Here is a 15364-nt window from a genome sequence, read left to right as displayed (position 1 = left end):
GCAGGGGGTTCTGAAGGGGGGCGGAGCCGCCCCTTTCTTTCTTTGTATCGCATGCAATCGAAACGCGTTATAGAATAAAAGATATCATTTTTCAGGGTAATAAAAATCACGTAATCAGGAGACATTATGAACAAGAAGTATCTTGAGTTGGCACAGAAGCACCTTGATAATCTCACCAAGCCCCGGGGCAGCCTCGGACGACTTGAGCAGTATGCCGCTCGTCTTGCCGGCATCTATGAGACTCAGACGATAGAGATTCCCAAGAAGGTAGTTTTTGTCTTTGCCGCCGACCACGGTGTTGCAGCGGAGGGGGTATCGGCTTTTCCGGCGGAGGTCACACCGCAGATGGTTTTTAACTTTCTGGCTGGCGGGGCCGGGATAAACGTCCTTGCGCGTCATGCCGGGGCCGAGGTCGTGGTCGTAGACGTGGGCGTCAACTACGATTTTAAGGGCCTGGAGGGATTGGTCCACGGCAAGGTCGTCCACGGTACCCGCAACATGACAAAGGAGCCGGCCATGAGCCGCGAACAAGCTCTACAGTGCATGGAGGTTGGCAGAGAGCTGGTAGCCCGGTATGCCGATATGGGGTTTGGGATGTTTGCTACCGGTGAGATGGGCATAGCCAACACAACCGCCTCTGCAGCAATAACCTCCGTGATTACGTCAAGGCCTGTTGCCACGGTCACGGGAAGGGGTACCGGTATTGACGCCGATGCCCACAAGAGAAAGATAGACGTCATCGAACGTGCCATTGCCACAAACAAGCCGGACCGCTCCGACCCCATAGACGTCCTTGCCAAGGTGGGTGGGGCAGAGATTGCGGCCATAGCGGGCATGGCCCTGGGGGCGGCTCAGAGGTCGTTGCCCGTTGTCGTGGACGGCTTTATATCCGGCGCCGGGGCGCTGATTGCCTACTGCATGGACAACACCGTAAAGGATTATATGTTCTTTGCGCACATGTCCCAGGAGGTCGGACACAAGGCCATCCTGGAGTTCATGGACTCCACTCCGATGCTCGACCTCGATCTGCGTCTGGGTGAGGGGACGGGTGCTGCCCTGGCCATGACAATCCTCGATGCCGCTATCAAGATATACAACGAAATGGCAACCTTTCAACAGGCGGGCGTAAGCGATTCTGAAAAGTCTTAGGGCATCGTTTGTCTTTGCCGTAGGGTTTCTCACGATACTGCCGTTGCCGTGGCGTTTTGAGGTACTCAGCGACAGGGACGTGGCCAGGAGTGCCGCCTCCTTCCCGCTTGTCGGGTTGTTGATAGGGGGCTGTCTGTGGGGATGTTGGGCGTTGAGCAGCAGGTATCTGCCCGTGGAGGTGGCAGTCTTTTTGATTGTCCTGGTACTGACTGTAATCGCGGGTGGGTTACACCTGGATGCCATCGCTGATACGTTTGACGCTATCGCAGCCAGAAAATCGATAGCCGAAAAACTCGGCATCATGAAAAGCCCTACGGTAGGCCCATTTGGCGTGGCTGCCATAGTGTTTTGCATAATGCTGAAATACCTGCTGTTGAAAACACCCCTGGGAACCAATGCCTACGCTTTGGTGCTCTGCCCTGTGGTTGGCCGTTCGTGCTGTGTCTATGCCATGTATGCGGGTAAGAGCGCAATGAAAGACGGCCTCGGCAGGGTGTTCATTGAAAATACAACGCCATGGATATTTCTCTTGTCCCTCCTGACGGCAATATCGATCATGGCCGCATTTGGCATCCGGTACCTGGCAATTTTACCTGCGTGCTACGCCTTTACCCACCTGTGCGTCATGGCGTTTGGCAAACTGCTTGGCGGATTAAACGGAGACACACTTGGGGCATTGATAGAGTTAAACGAACTGCTGTTTTTACTGATTTTAAATGTGCTACAAGGATTTATGTGTGATTTCTTTTAACTGTTCATCTTTAAGATACCTCTCTCTTGAGCCAATTGCAACATGACTGCAACCGCCCTTTCACCCTCTTGCCCCATATCCAGGGAGAAGTCGTTGACGTACAGGCCGATGTGCCCGCGGATGCACCCCTCGGACAGCTCACGACAGTAGTCCCGTATGTACTCAAGGGTCTCCTGTGGATGGTTATTAGCATAAAGGATTGATTCCCTGATGGCAGTGCTGACCCTCCGTGCCAGTGACTCATCCACGCTCTGCCGCCTTGCCACGATGCACCCCAGTGGTATCGGTAAACCGTATGTTTGCTCCCACCACTGACCAAGGTCTGCCACCAGAGTCAGGCCATTATCGGCATACGTAAAGCGGCTCTCGTGTATGATCAATCCGGCATCGGCCTGGCCATCCCTGACGGTATCAAGGATTGCGTGAAACGGCATCTCTACGACATTGCGACTAAGGGCAGGGTCATACAACTGCAACAGCAGGTATGCCGTGGTATACCTGCCCGGGATGGCAATTTTCTTGCCGACCAGCTCTGTCATGGAGGTTGGTCTGAGGCTGACCACAAGCGGCCCGCAGCCCCGTCCCATAGCCGCCCCACTACGAAGCAGCCTGTACGTATCCCTCAGCAGTCCATAGGCATGAAACGATACCTTGGTGACATCCAATTCACCGGCAAGGGCTGCAAGGTTCAGGGCCTCGATGTCCCGGATGTCCGGGGTAAATCTCAGGGCGCCGGTATCCACCATGTTATGGACGAGGGCATAGAACATGTACGTGTCATTGGGGCATGGCGAAAACCCCAGGGTAAGGTGATTGTTCAAGTGCGCCTTATCCGGGTGGCCAGTGCATGGCCCTGCCACCGATTACGTGCATGTGGATGTGGTAGACACTCTGACCGGCCTCGGCGTTGCAATTGATGACCATCCGAAACCCTCGTTGTGCCACCTCCCTGTCCCTGGCGATACGACCGGCCACCTCAAACATATGTCCAACGACTGCGGTGTCCTCACTGGTCATATCCAGTATTGTGGGGATGTGTTTCCTGGGGATGACGAGCACATGTACAGGCGCCTGTGGGTTGAGGTCCTCAAAGGCCACCACCTGGTCGTCCTCATACACAACCGTTGCCCTTATTTCTTTGTTTGCTACCTTACAGAATATGCAATCCATAGCTACCTCCTAAAGACATAAATTATACAGCCTACAGCATCGTCCGGTCAAGAATAAAAAACGCAGGGGGTAGCACCTTAGCTTATAGAAGCTTACCATGCTTTTTTAAGAGGATACTAAAACAATCTCATGGTGATGCTAAACAGAGATAATTTGCACCCCTTCTATTTTCTCAAAATCCTTGCGGTTATTGGTTAAAATTATTAACCGGTAATAAAGAGCAGTGGACGCGATTAAAAAATCAATGTTATCTGTGAACTGACCTTTAAACTGACCTTTTTGTCGTAATCTACCTCGTTCTTTGGCAAAAATCTTACAAATTTCATCGCTTAGATTTAAAACTGTTACCCCCTCTACAAAACCTTTAAAACCCTCCTCGCTTCTGACTGGATCAAGTGAGTAGTAAACTCCCTCATATACTTCTGCCAGAGAGAGCAGGCTTATCGCTAACCCCGCTTGTTTGAAAGAGGCTAATATAGAGATTACCTCTTTATTACCATTCAGGTAATGAATAATCCAGTCTGTATCAACCAGATATTTTATAGCTTTACCTCTGACCGACAGGAAACCCTGCGAGCAGCGTAGATGTTTTGTATTAATTCCTCTGCATCTATCAATCCGTTCCAGCTTCCGGCAGCTTTTAAGAACCGGTCTTCCTTATCTGCTTTACACAGCTCACTTGGCACGTTGATAGTAAATTCCATCCCCTCTGGTAAGTCGATTGTCTCCAACGGTTCAATTATCCCATGAGTAAACCTGGCTTTAATAAGTGTGCTCATTTTCATACCCTCCCTGACTTTTGCTTTTGTCTACGGTTACAATTCTTAAAATAACTGGCTATATTTGTATTACTCTTAACCACAACATCTACCTCCTTATTCTCTCTATATGAGTTTTATTGTAACATTACACCGTTTTGATGTCAAGATTTTTCTTGCCGTAAAAAAATCTTGTGATGATTATGATAAGTACCTGCTATAACTTGGCGGTGAGGCACCCCAGAGAAGTATTTACAGGAAGAATTTTTATCGTCTGATCTCCGTATCGGCTATGGTGCCATCGACCATGTAGTATATCTTGTTGCTCTTGTGTGCAAAGAGCATGTTGTGTGTGACTATGACAAAGGTGGTTGACTTTTTGGTGTTTATTTCGTGTATGAGGTCTATGAGAGCCTCGCCGGTTTTGGTATCGAGGTTACCTGTTGGCTCATCGGCCAGGATCACCAACGGCTCCGCGATAAGTGCCCGTGCCATGGCCACGCGTTGCTGCTCGCCACCGGAAAGTTCCCCGGGCGTGTGCCTGAGTCGATGCCCCAACCCAAGCTCCTTCAACAGTACCGTTGCACGGTCTTTGACCTCGTCCCTGCCCAGACCAGCTATGAGGCCGGGCATCATCGCATTTTCCAGGGCGCTGAACTCCGACAACAGGTGATGAAACTGAAATACAAACCCTATCGTCTTGTTCCTGAAAGAGGCAAGGGCACTGTTGTTGAGCTTGAAGGCATCCATGCCCTCATACAGCACCTCCCCGGAGGTTGGCCTGTCAAGCGTGCCAAGGCAGTGCAAAAACGTGCTCTTGCCCACCCCCGATGACCCCATAATCGATATCACCTCGCCACGCTCCACGCTCATAGTTAGTCCCCTTAAGACCGGTATCTCCCCGGCCTCCGTGACGTAGGACTTCCTGAGATTAGTTATCCTGATTAACTCGTTTGTCTTTGCCTTCATCGTTGTCTTTCCTGTTGGTGGTGTTTTTGTCTGCGGGCTTGGATTTGACGCCCAAAAAGCCGTGATATACTGCCACGGCTCGTTTATATAGGTCGCTCAGGGAATCCTTGCGGACATTTATCTCATCAGCCTTTTCAGCCGCCTTTTCGCTCAACTGTTTGACCTCCTGACCAACCTCCTGCGCCTTCGTTCCAAACCACAAGAACTTATCCCCGCCGTAGTATAACGCTATCACAAGAAACGCTATACTACCCAGGATAATTGCCGATATCACCCGCCTTATGAGCCTGAACATAGCCTTATCCCATTACTTGCTGATCTCTATTGTAAACACGGCGCCCTCTGCATCGTTGTCAACGTAGAGCCTTCCGCCCATGTTTCTCTCTATTATGACACGGGACAGATGCAGACCAATACCGGTGCCGTGTCCTTCCCCCTTGGTTGTAAAATAGGGTTCAAACAGCTTGTTCCTGATGTCATCAGGGATGCCACCGCCGTTATCTTTGATCTCTATCCTTACAACGGCACTGTCTCTGCTGATAGTTATTGAGATTGTCCCTTCCTGTTGCGTATCCCTCTGCTCTCTGCTTTGTAAGATGGCGTCTCGTGCATTGTTTATGAGGTTGAGGATTACCTGCATGAACTCATTCTGGTAGCCGACAATGGTTATATTCTCCTCACCCGTGAGTTGGAGGTTTATGTTATTGGTATACAGCAACGCCCGCACAATATCTATAACCTTTCTGATTATCCCGACAACGCTGAATTCCGTCTTTTCCTTTGAGGGCCTAAAGAAGTTCCTGAAGTCATCTATCGTGTGTGACATGAAGGATATCTGTTTCAGCGCATCGTTGGTGAAGTTGTCGAGGTAGTCCTTGTTCAGTTCACCATATTCGTAGGCGTCAATAACGTCCTGGATCATTACCCCGAGGCTGTTGAGGGGTTGACGCCATTGGTGTGCTATTGCCCCGATCATCTCTCCCATAGCGGCCATCTTGGACTGTTGAACCAACATCTGCTGTTGCTCCTGGTTTTTTCTGACTCCGTCTTCAATCTTCATTTCCATAGACTTATACAGTGCCTTTAGCTCGGATATGTCTCTCTGAATTGTGATAAATCCCTCGATTTTTTTGCCGCTGTCCTCAAAGACAGGGGCAACGGTGAGATGGACGTCATACAATGAGCCATCCTTGCGCTTGTCCGAGACCTCGCCATTCCATATCTCACCGCCGAGGATGGTATACCAGAGGTCCTTGTAGAGGTCGTCGCTGGTGAGTCCACTCTTTAGTAGATTCGATTTTCTGCCGACGACCTCGGTTGCCTCATAGCCGGTTAATTTGGTAAATGACGGATTTACATATTCAACCACACCGGAGGTATCCGTTATGACAACGGACTCGCCCGCTGACTCAACGCTCCGGATAAGGCGGCGCATCCGTTCCTGCTCGGCCCTCTGACGTGTGACATCCTTGATCATCATTACGTAACCAACCAGGGTCGTCTGTTCATCCCATATACCGCTGACCCTGGCCTCGACAAAACAGACACCATCGTCTCTTTTCAGTTGAATGGCAAAGCTGTGAGTCTCTGTTTTTTTAAGTCTCTCCAGTGTTGAGCCAAAACGTGGCGGGGCTACATTTGCCAGCTCGTGCATCTGTGTGACGGTCTTGCCCAGTACCTCGTCTTTCTTGAACCCCAACAACCGTTCTGCCTCCTGGTTGTAATACTTTATATACAGGTCTATGTCGGTTGCAATTATCCCCATATCCGTGGAGGAGTTGAGTATGCAGTCGAGATAGATGGACTTCTCCCGACTCATTTGCTCTGCCCGCTGACGAACACCTATCTGTGCCAGCATTGGTCTGAAGCAGAAAACGTACAGCAGCGGATTTACGATGATTACCAGCAGTATACCGTCTACAAAACTACCCATCAAGCCAGGCAACGGAGGCAGGGCATAGTGTAAAAGCAGCATGATCGATATCTCCGTGGCAAACAGGGCAACAACCATAATTGTTATCAGTCTGGCAACCGATTGCTCTTCCCGGGCGGCACCCATTTGTGTCTCTTCTTGTGCCTTTGACCTCAGACCGATGGCTATAATCGTCAATATGTAGACAAAGACCATTACAAAGAACATCACGTGTGATCTGTTAAGGAGGCGATCGATGGCGGCCTTTCTGTTTGTAACGTCATAGTATATCTCAAATGCCCCGATGACCTTACCGTCCATTAAAACCGGCACGTATGTCTCAATCACGTCAGAGCTGTACCTCTGGCTCTCCATGGATTTGTTGCCTTTTTTGACTAACTTGGTGTAGGCTCTTCCACGTAAGACGATGTCCCTAAAGTAGTCTGCTTTGTTTATCTTGCCGACGTCCTCAATAGCTGTAGAGAACAGAACCTTGCCTTCTGTTGAAAACAGCTTTACCTTGACGATGTTGAAGTCATTCATAAGCTCCCGAACCTGGTCGGAAAAGTTATCCGGCAGCAAATCACCTTCGCCCTCATGTTCCTTAAGGGACAACATGACCGACATGTGTCTTGCAACACGCACCGCCTCATCTTCCGTATTCTTGACCATCAGGTTTATAAACGCCGGGTAGACTAAAAAAACGTCCGCCAGTGGTAAGACAACAAATATCGACAATGCTATAATCAGCATATACATCCTCTTCTTATTCATCGCATTTATATTTTACAACATCACATTGAAATATTTTTGAAAAAATTGTTAAGATTAATCACTCAAAAAACAAACAAAAGGAGAAAGCAACACATGAAACGATTTACGACGGTAGCATTGGCAGTAGTATTTTTGTTATGTGCAGGCACCTTCGGCTATGCTGGAGATCACGCAGCCCACTGGAGCTACGAAGGCAAGGAAGGCCCCGAGCACTGGGGAGACATCTCCAAGTCTTATGAGGTCTGCAAAACGGGTAAGAGTCAATCCCCCATAGACCTTCCAAAAGAGCTGAAGACCTCAACCAAGAGCATCGGGTTCAACTACAGAACTGGTCCCATCAAGACCCTCAACAATGGCCACACAATCCAGGTCAACGTCTCCCCTGGCAGCACCGTAACCGTTGATGGCAAGAAGTACAACCTCCTGCAATTTCACTTCCACAGCCCAAGCGAACACGTGGTAGGCGGAACCCCCTACGAGATGGAGGTTCACCTCGTACACAAAAACGATAAGGGTGAGCTGGCCGTGGTGGGCGTGTTTATGAAGGAAGGCAAGGAGAATCCGCTTGTCAAGGCCATATGGGCCAACCTCCCGGACAAGGTCGGAGAGGAAAAAGCCGTGAAAGGTTTTACCATCAACCCGGCAGACCTGCTCCCGGCAGACTACACCCTGTATCGCTACAGCGGTTCGCTGACAACTCCGCCGTGCAGTGAAAAGGTAAGCTGGAATGTGCTCAAGGCCAACATTGAGGTCTCAAAGGAGCAAACAGAGAAGTTCCTGTCTATAGTTGGCAGAAACGCCCGTCCAGTCCAGCCAGTCAACGAACGCACCATCGAGTAAAAAAAAAGGGGGGTGGTTCTGCCACCCCTCAGACTTACCGCTGACTTAAGGAAATCCGTATAGACAGGCAAGTGAAAACTTCCATATTTGTAACGGGCGGGTCAAAGAGTGGCAAGAGTACCTTTGCCAGAGAAAGGGCCGAGTCGTTGGAGGGCAGGAAGGTGTTTATTGCAACGGCGCTTGCCATAGACGACGAAATGAGGCAACGGATTGAGGCGCACAAGAGGGAGCGTGGGCCGCAGTGGGATACGGTAGAGGAGCCTTATAACCTGGGCGGTGTTATTGAGCAAGTCAAGGGGATGTATGATGTTGTAGTGGTGGATTGTCTGACCATATGGCTGACCAATATAATGCTTGCCTGGGAGGAGCGTCGTGTTAAGGAGGGCATCATTGGTCTTGCAGAGGGCTTGAGGCAGATAAAGGGGAGTATGGACATCCTTGTAGTTTCTAATGAGATTGGCATGGGCATAGTGCCGGAAGGTGAGCTTTCAAGGCGTTTTCGTGATCGTGCGGGGTTGCTCAATCAGAAGGTGGCGGCGGTGTGCGAGCAGGCGTACCTGATAGTCAGCGGTCTGTCATTGCGACTTAAGTGAGCCATGCAGCAGATTCAGGCTTTCGGGCACCACTGCCATTGGAATTTCTTGTGTATCAGGAGTAGTCGCCATTGCCAGAGGACTGACAGACATGCTACCATAGAAAGTAGAGAGTGAAAGCAAAGATTAAAGGAGGTAAGGGCGATGCAGATGTTATTGGAATCGAGGGTTGACCGGTTAGAGATTGCTATGGCGGAGTTGATCGAGCTTCACAGGGTTGCGAAGATCGAGGCCGAGGAACGAGAGCAGAGGCAAGAGGAACGTGACCGGAGGCAAGAGGAACGTGACCGGAGAATGGAGGAGAGCGATCGGAAGAACAAGGAGGAACATGAGGCCTTTAGGCTAAAGATGGCGGCAATGGAGCGTGAGGCTCGGCAGCAAAGGGCTGAAATTGCCAAACAACTGGGCACGCTCGTTGAAGACATAATAGCCCCTGGTACAGTTGCCTTGATAAAACAATACTTTAACTGCGACCCTGACTCTTTTTGTCTGAGATACAAGAAAAGGATAGGAGGCAGTAATTGTGAGGTCGATATAATGCTCACCTGTCAGGACAGGGTCTTTGTTATAGAGGTAAAATCCAAACCGGATGAGCGAGATGTCATGAAGATACTAGCCAAGACAAAAACACTGCCGACCTTTTTCGACGAGTGCACAGGCAGACAGGTAATCCCCATGCTTGCCAGTGTCGTCGTTGAGGATGAGATTATCAAATTCGCAACCATAGAGGGCCTCTACGTCGTTGCATACAGGCAATGGGAGTACCTGGACATACTCAACTTCAACGAGGTAAAGACGAGTTGAAATAGCCTGTTTTGTCCCGGTTTTTAGGATATCATAAATACGGCATGGAGACAAAAGAGGTAGCGTTTACTTGAAATACACCCACCCAACCCCATTTCTGACATTCATATGCGGTGTACTTTTCTTCTACGCAAGCCAATATTTCCCAGTGACCATCTGTACCCTGAGCCTTGTACTTGCAGCGTTAATGCTAAAAAGCTATATACCGTGGGACACTACCCCACGACATCAACAGAAAAGACCGTCACGCCACCTCTCTTACATTCTTTTGCTTTTCTTTGTCCTCGGGATACTCTATGCGTACCTGCGCTACCATCCGCCCTTGGACCCCGACAGGTATGCCAATATTATCCGCCGACCACTAGTTGTTGAGGGGACACTCATATCCATTCCCCGGAAGACTCAGAGCGGCTTTAAACAGACCATCCTGATAAAGACCATCTATACCCCCGCCGAAACGCCCACTTTTGACGGCAGCCTCATGAGAGACCCAATCAACGTCTTCTACACCGGCCCTCCTCTGAGACCCGGCACCACGATAAGCGCCCCCATGAGAGTCAAACTCAGCACCACCACCATGAACCCCGGCTCCTATGTCTTTGAACCCCAACTCAATGCAATCATACAGGATGCCCAGGCCATCACAGTGCAGCACCCCAAATCTGAACTTTCACTGACGGATGGACTTTTGTTCTTTGAGGCCCTCCGATACACTACAACCAATACAATGCAGGACGTCTTTGATAACAACGTCAGCGGTTTTCTGCGTTCCATCACCATTGGCGATACGAGCGGTCTGACAGATGGTGTCAACGAAGCATTCAGGAGAACCGGCCTCAGTCACCTGTTGAGTATATCGGGGACACACTTTGGGATGCTCTTTACGCTGGTGTTTGTTGTCCTGCGTACCCTGCTGCACAGCCTTCCCGTGAAGGTGTTGCTGAAGATGACCCTGTATGTGACCACCTCCGAGGTGGCGGCCATCTGCACGCTGCCGGTTATAGGACTGTACCTGCTTGTATCGGGGCTGAGTGTGCCGGCGCTGAGGTCGTTTATAATGACCGGTGTGTTCCTGCTTGGATTGCTGCTTGGACGGAAAGGGCAGTGGGTAAACACGATCCTGTTTGCTGCCTTTGTCGTTGCACTTGTCCAACCGGAGGCCATACTTACCGTGTCATTTCAGTTGTCCTTTGGGGCAGTGTTTTTTATTGGCCTTGTGGTGCATCGTCCGGGCAACAACGAATCCGACACGGCAGACAAATCGGCAAATCAACCGGTACCAACAGTTGCAGGACGACTCCTGACAACACTCAGGGAGAGTCTGCTCGTATCCGTAGCTGCCTCGATTGGGACGATGCCCATTGTTATGTACTACTTTTACTCCTTTTCGGTTGTCACTGTCCTGGCCAATATGCTCGTTGTTCCCTACACGGGGTTTGTCATCATGCCGCTGGTGTTGTGCAGTAGTGTGGTCTTTGCCCTGTCCGGGAGGTTTATACTGGTTGACATCATCAACCGGACAACGCTCATCATGTTGGAGTTCATAGGGGCGATGGCGGATTTGCCTTTTGCCTCGATAAGCGTTGGGGCGTTTGCCCCGGTGTTTCTGGTGCTGATCTATCTGTCGGTGTTTCTGTGTTACCGCATCAGGGACAAAAGGATTGCGTGTGTGCCGATGTTGACAGTGGCGGCGCTCCTTGCAGGACAGTTCGTCTTTACGGCAAGGGGTGAGATGCAGGTTGCCTTTATCGACGTTGGAGACGGGGATGCAGCCGTTGTTGAGACCCCGGCAGGGCGTGTTGTGGTAATTGACACTGGCAGGACTGGCCGTGAGGTAGAGGGCTATCTGAGACACAGGGGTAAGGGTGAGATAGATGCCATCGTCTTAAGTCATGGCGACAACGACCACGCCGGCGGATTTTTCAGACTGCTTGACAAGTTCAAAGTCCACAGAGTTTTTGACAACGGCCACGTCCGGTACGACTACGACGGAGTCATCGACGTCAGACATCTCCTCAGGGGGGATATTTTTACGATAGACGGCGTGTCCTTTAAAGTGCTTCATCCCTACGATGACACTGCTGCCACGGTCAACGATGCCTCATTGGTACTGAAGGTCAGCGGGAGGTATGCGTCGTTTCTCTTTACGGGAGATGTGCAACGCAGGGGCGAGGAAGACCTGCTCGCTGTGGGTGGGGCACTCAGGGCAGATGTCTTGAAGGTCCCTCACCATGGCAGTATCAGCTCTGCATCGATAAAGTTTCTGCAACTGGTTGCGCCAAAGGTGAGCATCATAAGTGTGGGCAGAGACAATCAATACGGTATGCCGCATCAGGACGTAATAGCAAGGCTCAGGGGAACAATGCTCTACCGCACCGACCGTGACGGCGCCATACTCATCAGGGAGACAAGACAAGGACTACGGGTTAATACCTACGCAAACTGCAACCTCAAAAAGGTCAGCTCCCTGAAAGACGAACCGGATAACCTCCGGTATCTGTTTGCAGTCTGCCAGGCGCACCCCCCATGAGTAAAAAAGGGCAACGGAGACGGTAATGCCTGTTGACTCTATCTGTGCGAAATAAGGTATCTTTAGAGGATCATTTTATCAATAATCTGTTGACCTCACTGAGGAGGTTGTTTACGTCAAATTTTACGAGATAGCCGTCGGCTCCGACGCTTTTGGCCTTTTCCTTGTTTTCCTCGCCACTGAGAGATGTATTTACAATGATCGGGATGACCTTTAGCTTGAGGTTGTTCTTTACCGTCTTTGTAAATGTAAGGCCGTCCATTTCGGGCATCTCAACGTCACTGATCACCAGTTGAATGAATTGAGTGATCGACTTCTCACCGATCTTGCTCTGAAAGTCGTTTAGTACGGCAAGTGCTTGCTTGCCATCAACGGCCTCAAGGACAGTGAGACCTACGTTTTCGAGGATGTCCTTTAATATCTTCCTGGCCACAGAGGAGTCGTCTACGATAAGGACATTGCCGGCGAGCTTCTTTTTGGTAATCATCTTTATGTCGTCCAGTGAAGCGGTCTTTTTGGGGATAAGTGCGCCTATGTCCTGGATAACGCTCTCAAGGTCGAGGATGAGCAAGAGGTCGTTGCCATCGTCGATTTTTGTAACGCCGGTTATCTTACCGCCGTGTTTGGTCTGTAGCAGAGGAGGCGGTGGCTTTATCTTGTCCCACTTGATCCTCCTGATTCGCTCAACATCATGGACGATCATTCCCACCGTGGTGCCGAGCATCTCCAGGACGATCACCTTATGTCTTATGTCGATGCCCTCCGGTACAGTCAGCTTCATCCACTGGCCGAGGTCAACTATTGGTATAACTTCTCCCCTGACCTCTGCCAGGGAGTCGGCGTAGGCCGGCATATCCGGTACCGTTGTCAACTGAGGCATCGGGATAATCTCTCGCACCTTGGCCACGTTAACGCCATAATTTCTTGTCTCCTGAACCCCTTCATGAAGCTGACAGTACATCTTAAACACCACAAGCTCCAGCTCGTTTGCTCCCACCTTCAATACTTCCGGCAGTTTACCGATACCCTGCGCCATATAAACCTCCACACAAAATAGTTAAATAAAAATACACTGGTTTATTATAAAACTTAGTTGCAAAAAATTCATATACACCGCTACTTCAGGGTAATCGCATTTGACCGGAAGAAAAAAAAGAATGGGGGACTTTGTCCCCCCTCAGACCAAATGCAATTGCCCTAAAGCAAAAATTTAGCCGTCAGTAAAAATTAACATAAATAAGCTATAATAAAAACACTTGATATTTTATGAGGATTCAGCTACTAAAAGATAAGCAACGCCTGCATCTGTGTATCGTTGCCATACTGATGTTATCGACCCTGTCCGTGTACCATAACATTAGGGACAATGGCTTTGTAAGCTACGACGACCATAAATATGTCACCGAAAATCGCGACATAGCGGGGGGAGTTAGTCTTAGGAGTGTCAAGTGGGCATTTACGACAACGTACTTTTCAAATTGGCACCCGCTCACGTGGCTGTCACACCTGCTCGACGTCCAACTACACGGGATGAACCCCCGCGGGCACCACGTTACCAACGTGATTATACACACCTTAAACGTGCTGTTGTTGTATCTGTTTCTCTACAGGGCAACGACCATGCCCTGGCAGAGTGGCTTTGTTGCGTTGCTGTTTGCCCTGCATCCCCTTGGGGTGGAATCCGTGGCCTGGGTGTCGGAGCGCAAGAACCTGCTGGTGACATTGTTTTGGCTTCTGGCTTTGTTGAGCTATCTCTCCTACGTTCGTCGCCCTAATCCCTGGAGCTACGTGGCCGTGATCCTGACCTTTGCCCTTGGCATTATGTCCAAACCCATGATTGTGACGTTGCCCTTTACACTACTGTTGCTGGACTACTGGCCACTGGGACGTCTCAAGACCGATGACTCCAAACCTGCATGGGCAATCTATGTCAGACTGATCGTAGAGAAGTTGCCGTTTTTTCTCATGACAATCGCATCGAGCGTTATAACCGTCCTCGCCCAGAAGGAAGGTGGGGCAGTGGTGTCGTTAAATTCGTTGTCGCTTACGACCCGGCTGTTAAACGTGTTTACTTCGTATGCTGGCTATCTGAGAAAGACGGTGTGGCCAACCGATCTGGCGGCATTTTATCCATATCTTAATCATCCGGCGTGGGAGTTGATAGTTTCGGTGCTTTTGCTGTTGACGGTAACGGTGTTTGCCGTGTTGTACCGAAAGACCGCCCCATACATCCTGATGGGTTGGTGCTGGTTTTTGGGGACGCTGGTACCGGTCATCCAGGTGGTGCAGGTGGGGGTTGCCCCAATGGCCGACAGATATATGTATGTGCCCATCATAGGGTTGTTTGTTATCGTGGCCTGGGGGGGGCGGAGTTGTCAGAGAAGTGGTGTTCTCTGAGGTCGGTCTTTATTGCCGCTGCGGTGGTGGTAAGCATAACCTTTGCCATGTATACGTGGAGACAGGCCAGTTACTGGAGGGATTCCTTTACGCTCTATGAGCACGCACTCAACGTCACACAGTACAACTACGTGGCACACAACAACTATGGTCAGGCACTGATGAAGGCGGGCCTGCTCGATGAGGCCATCGTCCACTTCTCCGAGGGACTCAAGGTCATGCCCCTCAGTGAGGAGATCAACTACAACATGTGGCTGGCCCTGAGCAGACAGGGAAAGATACAGGAGGCCAATCGTTATCTGTTGAAGTCCGCCTCCCTGTGGTTTGGCGGTGACAAGGCCGCCCTGTATAAGCACATGGCCATAGACCTTCTAAACCAAAAGAACTACAGGGAAGCCGTTGACTATTTCCTCTTGTCGGCCCGTGAAAACAATAAAGACGCCGAGGTATTCAAGGAACTTGGGGTCGCCCTCAGTGCGCTGAAGAAGTATGATCAGGCGCTCGTCTCCCTGTCAAAGAGCATCTCCCTTGATGCCACCAGGTGGCAGCCCTACTACCACAAGGGCCTCGTTTTAAAAGAACTCAGCCGATACGATGAGGCCCAAGCGGAATTCAAAAAGGCCCTCGCCCTCAACCCTGATTCCCAACAGATAAAAATCGCCCTGAACAACCTGCACAATGCCATGAAGTCCAGGTGACATCAGCGTTGACAAAGGA

At 50.2% G+C, this 15364-nt stretch carries 16 protein-coding genes; 8 read left to right on the top strand and 8 right to left on the bottom strand.

Going from position 1 to position 15364, the window contains the following annotated elements:
• The first annotated feature begins 126 nt into the window (after positions 1 to 126).
• Positions 127 to 1149, top strand: a complete 1023-nt coding sequence (gene cobT, locus Mcas_RS10625; RefSeq protein ID WP_040335521.1) for a nicotinate-nucleotide--dimethylbenzimidazole phosphoribosyltransferase — start codon at positions 127 to 129, stop codon at positions 1147 to 1149.
• Complete coding sequence (locus Mcas_RS10620) at positions 1133 to 1900, top strand: adenosylcobinamide-GDP ribazoletransferase (RefSeq protein WP_081853788.1); 768 nt, start codon at positions 1133 to 1135, stop codon at positions 1898 to 1900. Before cobT ends, Mcas_RS10620 begins: the two co-directional genes overlap by 17 nt.
• Here the strand turns inward: Mcas_RS10620 and Mcas_RS10615 are convergent.
• The 7 genes from Mcas_RS10615 to Mcas_RS16795 all read right to left on the bottom strand — a co-directional run bounded on the left by Mcas_RS10615 (position 1897) and on the right by Mcas_RS16795 (position 7462).
• Complete coding sequence (locus Mcas_RS10615; RefSeq protein ID WP_040335520.1) at positions 1897 to 2721, bottom strand: 1,4-dihydroxy-6-naphtoate synthase; 825 nt, start codon at positions 2719 to 2721, stop codon at positions 1897 to 1899. The two genes, Mcas_RS10620 and Mcas_RS10615, sit on opposite strands and share 4 nt — an antisense overlap.
• Positions 2722 to 2728: 7 nt before the next feature.
• On the bottom strand, positions 2729 to 3070 hold the full coding sequence (locus tag Mcas_RS10610; RefSeq protein WP_040335519.1) for a histidine triad nucleotide-binding protein: 342 nt from the start codon (positions 3068 to 3070) through the stop codon (positions 2729 to 2731).
• A gap of 138 nt (positions 3071 to 3208) precedes the next feature.
• On the bottom strand, positions 3209 to 3604 hold the full coding sequence (locus tag Mcas_RS19250) for a type II toxin-antitoxin system VapC family toxin (protein ID WP_353740389.1): 396 nt from the start codon (positions 3602 to 3604) through the stop codon (positions 3209 to 3211).
• Between the two features lie 5 nt (positions 3605 to 3609).
• Positions 3610 to 3855, bottom strand: coding sequence for an antitoxin AF2212-like protein (locus Mcas_RS10605; RefSeq protein WP_081853787.1), 246 nt, complete (start codon positions 3853 to 3855; stop codon positions 3610 to 3612).
• Positions 3856 to 4095: 240 nt separating this feature from the next.
• Entirely contained in the window at positions 4096 to 4797 is a 702-nt protein-coding gene (locus tag Mcas_RS10600) for an ABC transporter ATP-binding protein (protein WP_040335517.1), read from the bottom strand.
• Entirely contained in the window at positions 4760 to 5092 is a 333-nt protein-coding gene (locus tag Mcas_RS10595) for a hypothetical protein (RefSeq protein ID WP_040335516.1), read from the bottom strand. The genes Mcas_RS10600 and Mcas_RS10595 overlap by 38 nt, the downstream gene beginning before the upstream one ends.
• A 12-nt stretch (positions 5093 to 5104) precedes the next feature.
• Complete coding sequence (locus Mcas_RS16795; RefSeq protein ID WP_052567171.1) at positions 5105 to 7462, bottom strand: PAS domain-containing sensor histidine kinase; 2358 nt, start codon at positions 7460 to 7462, stop codon at positions 5105 to 5107.
• A 114-nt stretch (positions 7463 to 7576) separates the two neighbouring features.
• Here Mcas_RS16795 and Mcas_RS10585 point away from each other — a divergent pair, with 114 nt between their 5' ends.
• From Mcas_RS10585 to Mcas_RS10570, 4 genes are all read left to right on the top strand, one after another.
• A complete protein-coding gene (locus Mcas_RS10585) occupies positions 7577 to 8323 on the top strand; it encodes a carbonic anhydrase (RefSeq protein ID WP_040335515.1) in 747 nt (248 codons plus the stop codon).
• 71 nt (positions 8324 to 8394) lie between these two features.
• A complete protein-coding gene (gene cobU, locus Mcas_RS10580; protein WP_040335514.1) occupies positions 8395 to 8916 on the top strand; it encodes a bifunctional adenosylcobinamide kinase/adenosylcobinamide-phosphate guanylyltransferase in 522 nt (173 codons plus the stop codon).
• Between the two features lie 144 nt (positions 8917 to 9060).
• Positions 9061 to 9720, top strand: a complete 660-nt coding sequence (locus tag Mcas_RS10575) for a hypothetical protein (RefSeq protein WP_040335513.1) — start codon at positions 9061 to 9063, stop codon at positions 9718 to 9720.
• A 148-nt stretch (positions 9721 to 9868) separates the two neighbouring features.
• The gene (locus tag Mcas_RS10570; RefSeq protein WP_268748997.1) at positions 9869 to 12250 is read left to right on the top strand and encodes a DNA internalization-related competence protein ComEC/Rec2; all 2382 of its coding nucleotides are present in this window, start codon (positions 9869 to 9871) and stop codon (positions 12248 to 12250) included.
• A 70-nt stretch (positions 12251 to 12320) separates the two neighbouring features.
• Here the strand turns inward: Mcas_RS10570 and Mcas_RS10565 are convergent, their stop codons facing one another.
• Positions 12321 to 13286: a chemotaxis protein gene (locus tag Mcas_RS10565; RefSeq protein ID WP_040335511.1), complete on the bottom strand. Its 966-nt coding sequence runs from the start codon at positions 13284 to 13286 to the stop codon at positions 12321 to 12323.
• 230 nt (positions 13287 to 13516) lie between these two features.
• Here Mcas_RS10565 and Mcas_RS10560 point away from each other — a divergent pair, with 230 nt between their 5' ends.
• Both Mcas_RS10560 and Mcas_RS10555 read left to right on the top strand, forming a co-directional pair.
• Positions 13517 to 14647 carry a glycosyltransferase family 39 protein gene (locus tag Mcas_RS10560; protein ID WP_040335510.1) on the top strand — a complete coding sequence of 377 codons (1131 nt, stop codon included), beginning with the start codon at positions 13517 to 13519 and terminating at the stop codon, positions 14645 to 14647.
• Complete coding sequence (locus tag Mcas_RS10555; protein WP_040335509.1) at positions 14623 to 15345, top strand: tetratricopeptide repeat protein; 723 nt, start codon at positions 14623 to 14625, stop codon at positions 15343 to 15345. The genes Mcas_RS10560 and Mcas_RS10555 overlap by 25 nt, the downstream gene beginning before the upstream one ends.
• Positions 15346 to 15364 lie beyond the last annotated feature (19 nt).

Origin of the sequence: Candidatus Magnetobacterium casense, from assembly GCF_000714715.1 — a bacterium.
GTDB classification, from domain to species: domain Bacteria; phylum Nitrospirota; class Thermodesulfovibrionia; order Thermodesulfovibrionales; family Magnetobacteriaceae; genus Magnetobacterium; species Magnetobacterium casense.
Note: the sequence above shows the minus strand (reverse complement) of the source record. Positions and strands in the feature narration are given on the sequence as shown.

What these genes read in the sequence shown, in the direction of transcription:
- cobT (WP_040335521.1), top strand. Translation starts at nt 127, where the DNA reads ATGAACAAGAAGTATCTTGAGTTGGCACAGAAGCACCTTGATAATCTC.
- Mcas_RS10610 (WP_040335519.1), bottom strand. Translation starts at nt 3,070, where the DNA reads ATGGATTGCATATTCTGTAAGGTAGCAAACAAAGAAATAAGGGCAACG.
- Mcas_RS10605 (WP_081853787.1), bottom strand. Translation starts at nt 3,855, where the DNA reads ATGAAAATGAGCACACTTATTAAAGCCAGGTTTACTCATGGGATAATT.
- Mcas_RS10600 (WP_040335517.1), bottom strand. Translation starts at nt 4,797, where the DNA reads ATGAAGGCAAAGACAAACGAGTTAATCAGGATAACTAATCTCAGGAAG.
- Mcas_RS10595 (WP_040335516.1), bottom strand. Translation starts at nt 5,092, where the DNA reads ATGTTCAGGCTCATAAGGCGGGTGATATCGGCAATTATCCTGGGTAGT.
- Mcas_RS16795 (WP_052567171.1), bottom strand. Translation starts at nt 7,462, where the DNA reads ATGCTGATTATAGCATTGTCGATATTTGTTGTCTTACCACTGGCGGAC.
- Mcas_RS10585 (WP_040335515.1), top strand. Translation starts at nt 7,577, where the DNA reads ATGAAACGATTTACGACGGTAGCATTGGCAGTAGTATTTTTGTTATGT.
- Mcas_RS10575 (WP_040335513.1), top strand. Translation starts at nt 9,061, where the DNA reads ATGCAGATGTTATTGGAATCGAGGGTTGACCGGTTAGAGATTGCTATG.
- Mcas_RS10565 (WP_040335511.1), bottom strand. Translation starts at nt 13,286, where the DNA reads ATGGCGCAGGGTATCGGTAAACTGCCGGAAGTATTGAAGGTGGGAGCA.
- Mcas_RS10560 (WP_040335510.1), top strand. Translation starts at nt 13,517, where the DNA reads ATGAGGATTCAGCTACTAAAAGATAAGCAACGCCTGCATCTGTGTATC.